General features: G+C 73.5%; 7 protein-coding genes. 5 read left to right on the top strand and 2 right to left on the bottom strand.

Annotated features, from left to right (window positions below; genetic code table 11):
- Positions 1–1,038 (bottom strand): PucR family transcriptional regulator ligand-binding domain-containing protein (locus MTQ10_RS21730; protein WP_247470998.1); only part of this gene is annotated, 1,038 nt, incomplete at its 3' end.
- Positions 1,039–1,241: 203 nt separating this feature from the next.
- Here MTQ10_RS21730 and speB point away from each other — a divergent pair.
- The 5 genes from speB to MTQ10_RS21705 all read left to right on the top strand — a co-directional run bounded on the left by speB (position 1,242) and on the right by MTQ10_RS21705 (position 10,133).
- The gene (speB, locus tag MTQ10_RS21725) at positions 1,242–2,222 is read left to right on the top strand and encodes an agmatinase (RefSeq protein ID WP_247470993.1); all 981 of its coding nucleotides are present in this window, start codon (positions 1,242–1,244) and stop codon (positions 2,220–2,222) included.
- Positions 2,219–3,904, top strand: coding sequence for a thiamine pyrophosphate-binding protein (locus MTQ10_RS21720; RefSeq protein ID WP_247470990.1), 1,686 nt, complete (start codon positions 2,219–2,221; stop codon positions 3,902–3,904). Before speB ends, MTQ10_RS21720 begins: the two co-directional genes overlap by 4 nt.
- Before the next feature lie 378 nt (positions 3,905–4,282).
- The gene (locus MTQ10_RS21715) at positions 4,283–8,002 is read left to right on the top strand and encodes an ABC transporter ATP-binding protein (RefSeq protein WP_247470988.1); all 3,720 of its coding nucleotides are present in this window, start codon (positions 4,283–4,285) and stop codon (positions 8,000–8,002) included.
- Positions 8,003–8,174: 172 nt separating this feature from the next.
- Entirely contained in the window at positions 8,175–8,537 is a 363-nt protein-coding gene (locus tag MTQ10_RS21710; RefSeq protein ID WP_282612462.1) for a hypothetical protein, read from the top strand.
- 171 nt (positions 8,538–8,708) lie between these two features.
- A complete protein-coding gene (locus tag MTQ10_RS21705) occupies positions 8,709–10,133 on the top strand; it encodes a S28 family serine protease (RefSeq protein ID WP_247470984.1) in 1,425 nt (474 codons plus the stop codon).
- An 8-nt stretch (positions 10,134–10,141) separates the two neighbouring features.
- Here the strand turns inward: MTQ10_RS21705 and MTQ10_RS21700 are convergent.
- The coding region (locus MTQ10_RS21700; protein ID WP_247470964.1) for a hypothetical protein at positions 10,142–10,715 on the bottom strand (574 nt) is incomplete at its 5' end.

Raw genomic sequence — 10,715 nt, 5'->3', positions numbered from 1 at the left:
ACCCGACGCCCCCGACGCCCTGGCCGCCGCCGCGCTGGGGGCCGGGGCGCGCTCGCTCCCGGCGGTCCCGGTCGCGTCCGCCGCGCCGGGCGGCGTCCCCGGCGCCGGGTGCCCGTGGACGACCAGCGTGCGGCCGGTCCCCAGCAGCGGCGCCACCTCCTGCGGTGTGGCGCCCAGCAGCAGCCGTACCAGCGCGGCGGTGCGTGCCGCGTTCGTGCCGGTGCGCTGCTCCCCGGTGAGGAGGGTCAGCAGGACCGCCGCGACCGAGGCGACGGAGTGGGCGCCCCGGTCGCGCTGCGGCGCGGCGACGCCGAGCACCATCCCCGCCCGCGGGCCCAGTGTGTACGCGGCGAGGTGGACGCCGGCGGCGGTGTCGGTGGCGGTGGCCGAGGAGCGCCGGGTGACCGTGGCGGCCAGCCCGTCCAGCGCCCGCTCCGCCTGCGGCGGCTGCCCGGCGCCCGCCTCGGCGACCCGCGTGCCGTCGGGGCCGTACAGCACCGCCCGGCCGGCCAGCCGCTGCGCGAGCCGGCGCAGCACCGACGGCACGGGGTCGGGCCGGGCGGCGGCTGCGGCCAGGCTCTGCTGGGCCTCCGTGACCCGGCGCAGTTCGGCGGTGCGGGCCTGCGCCATCAGCTGCCACACGGCTCGGGCCACGCCGGAGAACGTGGTGCGCGGCGGCACCTCCAGCAGCGGAAGGCCGTGCGTCTCGCACGCCTCGATCAGCGCGCGCGGCACGGTGTCGTGCACGGGCGCGAGGCCGAAGCCGAGCGCGGTGCCGCCGGCGGCGACGAGCCGGGAGACGTAGTCGTCGAAGTACGTACCGGAGCCCGCCGCGTCCGGGATGTGCACACCGGCGCTCAGCAGCAGCTCGCCGCCGAGGAGATACGGGTACGGGTCGGCCATCTCCGAGGTGTGCACCCAGTGCACGGTGACCCCGGCGGCGTCCGGCCCGGCGATCTGCCGCAGGGCGAGGTCCTCCCGCGCGAGGAGCGCCGTGAGCGGCACGGGAGGCGTGGGCGGGACGAGCCGGTCCGGCATGATGTGCGTTTCCTTCACTCAGGGCCTGCCGAGTGGAGGAAACGTACACTTCGCTCGCGCTTCCCGGCCACCTAGGGTGCGGAGCGGCACCGTGTCCCCCCCGGCCGGCCGCCGCGCCCGGCCCGGCCGTCCCGGTCGGCCAGTAGAGTCGTACGACAAGCAGTACATACGCGATGAAGCGTGAGAAAGAAGGCATCCGGACCATGAGCAGCAACGAGACGCCCCGCGGCCCCGTCGACTCGTCCCGCGTCCCGCGGTACGCCGGCCCCGCGACCTTCGCCCGGCTGCCCCGGCTCGACGAGGTCGGCCGCGCCGACGTCGCCGTCGTGGGCGTGCCGTTCGACTCGGGCGTCTCCTACCGGCCGGGCGCCCGCTTCGGCGGCAACGCCATCCGTGAGGCGTCCCGGCTGCTGCGCCCCTACAACCCCGCGCAGGACGCCTCCCCGTTCGCTCTCGCGCAGGTCGCCGACGGCGGCGACATCGCCGTGAACCCGTTCGACATCCACGAGGCCGTGGAGACCGTCGAGGCCGCCGCCGACGAGCTGCTCGGCACCGGCGCCCGGCTGATGACCCTCGGCGGCGACCACACCATCGCGCTGCCGCTGCTGCGCTCGGTCGCGAAGAAGCACGGCCCGGTCGCCCTGCTCCACTTCGACGCCCACCTGGACACCTGGGACACCTACTTCGGCGCCGAGTACACCCACGGCACCCCGTTCCGCCGGGCCGTCGAGGAGGGCATCCTCGACACCTCCGCCCTCTCCCACGTCGGCACCCGCGGGCCGCTCTACGGCAAGCAGGACCTCACCGACGACGAGAAGATGGGCTTCGGCATCGTCACCTCCGCCGACGTCTACCGGCGCGGCGCCGACGAGATCGCCGACCAGCTCCGGCAGCGCATCGGCGACCGCCCGCTGTACATCTCCATCGACATCGACTGCCTGGACCCGGCCCACGCGCCCGGTACCGGCACGCCCGAGGCGGGCGGCATGACCTCCCGCGAGCTGCTGGAGATCCTGCGCGGCCTCGCCTCCTGCAACCTGGTCTCCGCAGACGTCGTCGAGGTGGCGCCCGCCTACGACCACGCCGAGATCACCTCGGTGGCCGCCTCCCACACCGCGTACGAACTGACCACCATCATGAGCCGCCAGATCGCCGCGGCCCGCGAGGAGAACGAGGGCAAGTGACCCACGACCACGACCTGGTGCTCCGCCCGACGGCCGCCCAGACGGAGGCCGCGCTGAACCCGCCTCCCGGCCGCAACGGCGGAGACCTGGTCGTGGAGACCCTGGCCGGGCTGGGCGCGACGACCGTCTTCGGCCTGCCCGGCCAGCACGCCCTCGGCGTGTTCGACGCGCTGCGCCGCTCCCCGCTGCGGTACGTCGGCCTGCGCGTGGAGAACAACGCAGGGTTCGCGGCGGACGCGTACGGCCGCGTCACCGGCGAGGCGGCGCCGCTGCTGCTGTCGACGGGGCCGGGAGCGCTCACCTCCCTGGCCGCGATGCAGGAGGCGGCGTCGGCGTCGGCGCCCGTCCTCGCGATCTGCGGTCAGGTCCCGGTGGCCGGGCTGGGCGGCGGACGCAAGGGCTATCTGCACGAACTGCCCGACCAGCAGGCCTCGTTCCGCGGCATCGTGAAGTCCGTGCACACCGTGCGCGCCCAGTCCCAGATCCCCTCGGCGATCGCCGCCGCCTGGAAGTCCGCGCTGACCGCCCCGCACGGCCCGGTGTGGGTGGAGATCCCGCAGGACGTGCTGCTGGCCCCGGCCGTGCTGCCCGTGGTCACGGCACCGGACGCCACTCCCGACGACCTGGTGCCCCGCCCCGAACTCACCGCGGTCGCCGCCGACCTGCTGTCCCGCGCCGCCCGCCCGGCGATCGTCGCGGGCGGCGGCGTGGTCCGCGCGGACGCATCCGGCAAGCTGAAGGCGCTCGCGGAGAAGCTCGACGTCCCCGTCGTCACGACGTTCGGCGGCAAGGGCGCCTTCCCCTGGGAACACCCGCTGTCCCTCCAGTCCTGGCTGGAGGACCGGCACATGACGGACTTCCTGGAGGACGCCGACGTGCTGTTGGTCGTCGGCTCCGGCCTCGGTGAACTCTCCTCGAACTACCACACGTTCCGCCCGCGGGGCCGCATCGTCCAGATCGAGGCCGACCTCGGCAAACTGGAGTCCAACCACCCCGCGCTCGGTATCCACGCCGACGCCCGCCTCGCCCTCCAGGCCCTGCTGGAGACGGTCACCGAACGCACCGACCCCACGGCCGAGGAGCGGGTACGGCAGGTGCTGGCCCGCGTCCGGGACCGTATCGCCGCGCAGGACCTGACGCTGGAACAGCGGGTGCTGGCCTCCGTCCGCCGCGCCCTGCCCGCCGACGCGCCGTCCTTCTGGGACATGACGATCCTCGCCTACTGGGCCTGGTCGGCCTTCGACCCGCGCGGCACCAACCTGATGCACTCCGCGCAGGGCGCGGGCGGCCTCGGCTACGGCTTTCCCGCCGCGCTCGGCGCCGCCGCGGCCGACCCGTCCCGCCCGGTCCTCGCGGTCTCCGGCGACGGCGGCGCCCTGTACTCCGTCGCCGAGCTGGCCACGGCCCGCCAGCACGATCTGCCGGTGACCTGGCTGATCGTCGACGACGGCGGCTACGGCATCCTCCGCGAGTACATGACGGACACGTTCGGCGAGGCGACGGCGACGGAACTGACCCGCCCCGACTACGTGGCCCTCGCCGAGTCCTTCGGCGTCCCGGCCGTCCGCACCACACCGGACGCCCTGGAGACCGACCTGGCGAAGGCCCTCGCGACACCGGGCCCCTCGGTCGTCGTACTCCCGGCCCTGCTGCGGATGTTCGCGCCCACGCATCTGGCATAGGCGGCGACCGGACCGCCGTGGCGAGGGCGCCACCGGGCCGCGCCCCATGTGCCGCGGGGCGGCGGCGAGGGCGACGCCCTGAAGCACATGGGCCGGGTCGTCCTTCTCGCAGCGCCGGGGCACCCCGTACGGCGTCCCGGCGCCGAGGTCGTCCACCGGGACCTCACGGCAACCCGACCCGGGCGCCGGGCGCCGCAGTCCCGAGGCGGCCCGGCCCGGGCGCCGGGGTGCCTGCGTCCCGGCCCGGTCCCGGGCGACAGGACCGGGCCGCCCGCCGCCGTGATGTTGCCGAGGGATGAAATCCGCTTCCCGCCGTGTTGGTGCCTTCCGGTAGATCAGGTCGACCGGACAGACCGGGACGAACGGAAGGCAGCGACTGTGGCAGCGCAACGGGGATGGGCGCGAAGGCTCGCCGGGTACGCCTGGCGGAACCCGAAGGACGTCGTCCTCGCCCTCGGCTCGTCCCTCGCCGGCATGGCCGTGATGGCCGTCGTCCCGCTGATCACCAAGGTGATCATCGACGATGTGATCGGCGACCACAGCCGCGGTATGGCCCCCTGGGCGGGCGCCCTGATCGGCGCCGCGCTGCTGGTGTACGTCCTCACCTACATTCGCCGCTACTACGGCGGCCGGCTCGCCCTCGACGTGCAGCACGACCTGCGCACCGAGATGTACGACACGATCACCCGGCTCGACGGCCGCCGCCAGGACGAGCTGTCCACAGGCCAGGTCGTCGGCCGCGCCACCAGCGACCTCCAGCTGATCCAGGGCCTGCTGTTCATGCTCCCGATGACCATCGGGAACGTCCTGCTCTTCCTGATCTCCCTGGCGATCATGGCGTGGCTGTCGCTGCCGCTCACCCTGATCGCCCTCGCCGTCGCCCCCGCCCTCTACCTGATCGCCCGCCGCTCCCGCACCCGTCTGCACCCGGCGACCTGGTACGCGCAGGCGCAGGCCGCGGCCGTCGCGGGCGTCGTCGACGGCGCCGTCAGCGGCGTACGCGTCGTGAAGGGGTTCGGGCAGGAGGAGCAGGAGACCGGCAAGCTCCGCGAGGTCGGCCGCCGGCTGTTCGCCGGGCGCATGCGCACCATCCGACTGAACAGCACCTACACCCCCGCCCTACAGGCCGTGCCCGCCCTCGGACAGGTCGCCATGCTGGCCCTCGGCGGCTGGCTCGCCGTACGCGGCCACATCACCCTCGGCACATTCGTCGCCTTCTCCACCTACCTCGCCCAGCTCGTCGGCCCGGTCCGGATGCTCGCCGTGGTCCTCACCGTCGGCCAGCAGGCCCGCGCCGGCACCGAACGCGTCCTGGAGCTGATCGACACCGAGCCGACCCTGAAGGACGGCACCAAGGAGCTGCCCGCCGACGCGCCCGCGACCGTCGAGTTCGACGACGTCTCCTTCGGCTACGACACCGACCGCCCCGTCCTCGACGGGCTCAGCTTCGAGATCCGCCCCGGCGAGACCCTCGCCGTCGTCGGCTCCTCCGGCTCCGGCAAGTCCACGCTGTCGCTGCTGCTGCCCCGCTTCTACGACGTCACCGGCGGCGCCGTCCTCGTCGGCGGGCACGATGTGCGCGAGCTGACCCTGGACTCCCTGCGCGCGGCGATCGGCCTCGTCCCCGAGGACTCCTTCCTCTTCTCCGACACCGTCCGTGCCAATATCGCCTACGGCCGACCCGACGCCACCGACGAGGAGATCGAGAACGCCGCCCGCGCCGCGCAGGCCGACGGCTTCGTCCGGGCGCTGCCCGACGGCTACGACACCAAGGTCGGCGAGCACGGCCTGACCCTCTCCGGCGGCCAGCGGCAGCGCATCGCCCTCGCCCGCGCCATCCTCACCGACCCCCGGCTGCTCGTCCTGGACGACGCCACCTCCGCCGTGGACGCGCGCGTCGAGCACGAGATCCACGAGGCCCTCAAGAGCGTCATGCGGGGCCGCACCACCCTGCTCATCGCGCACCGCCGCTCCACCCTGGGCCTCGCCGACCGCATCGCCGTCCTCGACGGCGGCCGGCTCGCCGACGTCGGCACCCACGACGAGCTGCAGGAACGCTGCGCCCTGTACCGGCGGCTGCTCACCGACCCCGACGAGCTGGGCGGTGTCTCACCGGGCCACGCCCGGCCCGCCGAGCCCGAGGAGGACACCTCCGTCCGCGACGAGCTGGACGCCGAGTTCGACGCCGAGCGCGGCATCACGCCCCGCCTGTGGGCGGGCGAGCGGGAACGCCGGGACGCGGCGCTGTCCGGCAGCCCCGCCACACCCGAGCTGCTCGCCCAGGTGGAGGCGCTGCCCCCGGCGACCGACACCCCGGACGTCGACGAGGCCCGCGCGGTGCGCCCCGAGGACTCCTACGGCCTGAGGCGGCTGCTGCGCGGCTTCGGGCTGCCGCTGCTGGTCAGCCTCGGCCTGGTCGCCGTGGACGCGGCGATGGGCCTGCTGCTGCCGGTGCTGATCCGGCACGGCATCGACGACGGCGTGAGCCGGCTGGCGCAGGGCGCGGTGTGGGCGGCGGCGCTGCTGGCGCTGCTGACGGTGGCCGTGCAGTGGGCGGCGCAGGTCGGTGAGACGCGGATGACGGGCCGTACCGGGGAGCGGGTGCTGTACGCGCTGCGGCTGAAGATCTTCGCGCAGCTCCAGCGGCTCGGCCTGGACTACTACGAGCGTGAGCTGACCGGCCGGATCATGACCCGGATGACGACGGACGTGGACGCCCTGTCCACGTTCCTGCAGACGGGCCTGGTCACGGCGTTCGTCTCGGTCGTCACCTTCTTCGGCATCATGGCGGCCCTGCTCGTGATCGACGTGCAGCTGGCGCTGGTGGTGTTCGCGACGCTGCCGCCGCTGGTCGTCGCCACGTTCTTCTTCCGCCGGGCCAGTGTGAAGGCGTACGAGCTGGCCCGTGAGCGGGTCTCCGCGGTCAACGCCGACCTTCAGGAGTCGGTGTCGGGGCTGCGGATCGTGCAGGCCTTCCGGCGGGAGAGGGACGGCGGGCGGCGGTTCGCGGAGCGCAGCGACAGCTACCGCCGGGCGCGGATCCGCGGCCAGTGGCTGATCTCCGTGTACTTCCCGTTCGTGCAGTTCCTGTCGTCGGCCGCCGCGGCGGCGGTGCTCGTCGTCGGCGCGGGACGGGTCGACGAGGCCACCCTGACCACCGGTGCGCTCGTCGCCTATCTGCTCTACATCGACCTGTTCTTCGCGCCCGTGCAGCAGCTGTCCCAGGTCTTCGACGGCTATCAGCAGGCCACCGTCTCCCTGGGCCGTATCCAGGAGCTGCTGCGGGAGCCGACGTCGACGAAGTCCGCCGACGAGCCCCTCCAGGTGCTGTCGCTGCGCGGTGAGATCGCCTTCGAGGACGTCCACTTCGCGTACGGCGACGACGAGGAGGCCCTCACCGGGATCGACCTGCGCATCCCGGCCGGGCAGACCGTCGCGTTCGTCGGGGAGACCGGCGCCGGCAAGTCGACGCTGGTGAAGCTGGTGGCCCGGTTCTACGACCCGACCGGCGGCCGGGTCACCGTCGACGGGCAGGACCTGCGCGACCTTGACCTCACCTCGTACCGGCACCGGCTCGGTGTCGTCCCGCAGGAGGCGTACCTCTTCCCGGGCACCGTGCGGGACGCCATCGCGTACGGCCGTCCCGACGCCACCGACGCCGAGGTGGAGGCCGCCGCGCGGGCCGTCGGCGCGCACGAGATGATCGCGCGGCTGGAGGGCGGCTATCTGCACGAGGTCGCCGAGCGCGGCCGGAACCTGTCCGCCGGGCAGCGGCAGCTGATCGCGCTGGCCCGCGCCGAACTCGTCGACCCGGACATCCTGCTGCTGGACGAGGCGACGGCCGCGCTGGACCTGGCCACCGAGGCACAGGTCAACCAGGCCACCGACCGGCTGGCCGGCCGCCGTACCACGCTGGTCGTGGCGCACCGGCTGACCACGGCGGCGCGCGCCGACCGGGTCGTCGTCATGGACCACGGGAAGGTCGCCGAGGACGGCACGCACGAGGAACTCCTCGCCCGGGGCGGGCGGTACGCCCGGTTGTGGCGGACGTTCATCGGTGCGGCCGAGCCGGAGGAGCCTGTCGGCGCCGTCCGCTGAGCACGGGCGGAAACCGGGCCCCCACCCGTACGGAATGACACGCTCCGGTGACGTCCGTGCAACCTTGCGACATATGTTCGGCGTCCGTACTTCCGAACGTCTGCCGCAGGGGTGACAGATACGGGGAGGGACACAAGTGGCCCGAGTGCACAGGAGTGCGGTACGGCGATGGATGGCGCTGGGCACGGCAGCGCTGACCACCTCGGCACTGCTCGCCCTCGCCACCCCGACCGCCCACGCCGCCGCACCCACCCGCTGCCAGGGCCGTGAGGTGAAGACCCTCGACTTCTCCACCGGCGTCACCCATGTGCACCGGCAGAACGGCTACGTCTGCGCCCTCACGGTCTCCAGACGGCCCGGCGTCCGCGCCGCGATGTCGGTCGGCGTGCAGGCCCGCGGCGGCCGGCCCGTCACCGACCGGGGCAGCTACAGGTACCACGCCGGCCCGATCACCGTGCACGCCGGCCACCGCTGCGTGAAGATCACCGGCACGGTCGGCGCGGGCTCGGTGCGCACGGGCTGGATCCTGTGCTGACCGGCCGACGGCCCGTCACCTGACGTACCGGCAGAAACGGCGCCCGCGAGGCGTGAACTCCCGCTCCACGACACAGGGTTCTCCCGCGTTCCGCCCACCACCCCTGGTGCGCGGGCAGTCGCTCCGATAGCTTCCGGCGCACATCTGTCTCACAGGGGAGGGTGCACGCGCATGCGCAAGGCGCTCAGATGGCTGCTGGCGCTCACGGTGCTCATAGGCACACTGAGCACGGCGGGGGCGGCCACCGCCGCCGAGCCGGACGCCACAGCCGGCAGCACGGACATCAAGGACCGTCTGCTGTCCGTCCCGGGGATGAGCCTCATCGAGGAGAAGCCCTACCCCGGCTACCGCTTCTTCGTCCTGAACTACACGCAGCCCGTGGACCACCGGCACCCGGCCGCGGGCACCTTCCAGCAGCGGATCACCGTCCTGCACAAGGACGTCAGCCGCCCGACCGTCTTCTACACCAGCGGCTACAACGTCTCCACCAACCCCGGACGCCGCGAACCCACCCAGATCGTGGACGGCAACCAGGTCTCCCTGGAGTACCGCTTCTTCACCCCGTCGCGCCCCGGCCCCGCCGACTGGACCAAGCTGGACATCTGGCAGGCCGCCAGCGACCAGCACCGCGTCTTCACCGCGCTCAAGCCGATCTACGGCAAGAACTGGCTGGCCACCGGCGGCTCCAAGGGAGGCATGACCGCCACCTACTACGAGCGGTTCTACCCGCGCGACATGGACGGCGTCATCGCCTACGTCGCCCCCAACGACGTGGTGAACAACGAGGACTCCGCGTACGACCGGTTCTTCGCCACCGTCGGCACCAAGGCGTGCCGCGACCGGCTGAACGCCGTGCAGCGCGAGGCGCTGGTGCGCCGCGCCCCGCTGGAGAAGCGGTACGCCGCCCAGGCCGCCGACAACGGCTGGACCTTCCGCACCATCGGCTCCCTGGACCGGGCCTACGAGGCCGTCGTCCTGGACTACGTGTGGGGCTTCTGGCAGTACAGCCTGCTGTCCGACTGCGACACCGTCCCCGCGAACGCCGCCAAGGCCACCGACGACGAGATCTGGAACACGGTCGACGAGATCTCCGGCTTCTCCGCCTACACCGACCAGGGCCTGGAGACGTACACGCCGTACTACTACCAGGCGGGCACCCAGCTCGGCGCGCCCACCATCCACTTCCCGCACATCGAGAAGCGCTACGTCCGCTACGGCTACCAGCCGCCGCGCAACTTCGTGCCGCGGGACATCGCCATGAAGTTCCAGCCGTGGGCGATGCGCGACGTGGACACCTGGGTCCGGCACAACGCCCGCCACATGCTGTTCGTGTACGGGCAGAACGACCCGTGGGGAGCCGAGCGGTTCCGCGTCGACAAGGGAGCCAAGGACTCCTACGTCTTCACCGCGCCCGGCATGAACCACGGCGCGAACGTCGCCGGCCTGGTCCCCGCCGAGAAGGCGCTGGCCACCGCCCGCATCCTCCAGTGGGCCGGGCTGCCCGCGACGACGGCCGCGCAGGCGAAGCCGCTCGCCGCGTACGACGCCCGACTGGACGTCCGTGAACCGGAACGCGAGCCGGCGCTGCGGCCGTAAGGGACGGGCTACAGCCGGACGGCGCAGCCCACGGGCCGGTCGCCGCCCAGCTGGACGTACAGGGCCGTGGACGCCGGGCACTTCGCCCGCGTGTCCACGGCCCGCACCACCTTGTACTGCGGCTCGCGCCGGCCCGAGCCGTCGCAGGCGGTCTCCCGGACCCGGCCGTCGCCCACGCCGTACACACAGTCGCCGACGACGGTACGCGGACCGCCCCCGCGGCCCGGGTCGCCCGGGTGGGGCGGCTGGAGGTTGCGCATACACGCGTAACCCTGCGGCACGCGCCCGTCGCCGTCCTCGTCGTACGACACGTCCTGGGCGCTGATGTGCAGCACGAAGTCCGTGTTCTCCGGGCACACCGGACCGCCGGCCGCGGCCCCGTCGTACCGGGCCACGACCCGTGCCGCGGCCCGCTCGCTCGCGCAGGACACCTCGGTGGAACTCGTCCTGCCGAAGGAGCTGCACTCCCCGACGTCCAGGAACCGCGGCCCCGCCCCGGAGCCCGGGACGGCGGGCGTCGGCGCGCCGGACGTGCTCGCCGCCCCCGCGAGAGAACCGGAACCGCCCCCGCCGAACGAGTCC

This window comes from Streptomyces sp. XM83C (assembly GCF_023072675.1).
Classification (GTDB): Bacteria; Actinomycetota; Actinomycetes; order Streptomycetales; family Streptomycetaceae; genus Streptomyces; species Streptomyces thermocoprophilus.
Note: the sequence above shows the minus strand (reverse complement) of the source record. Positions and strands in the feature narration are given on the sequence as shown.

Coding starts and splice junctions, on each gene's coding strand:
- speB (WP_247470993.1), top strand. CDS start 1,242: ATGAGCAGCAACGAGACGCCCCGCGGCCCCGTCGACTCGTCCCGCGTC.
- MTQ10_RS21710 (WP_282612462.1), top strand. CDS start 8,175: ATGGCGCTGGGCACGGCAGCGCTGACCACCTCGGCACTGCTCGCCCTC.
- MTQ10_RS21705 (WP_247470984.1), top strand. CDS start 8,709: ATGCGCAAGGCGCTCAGATGGCTGCTGGCGCTCACGGTGCTCATAGGC.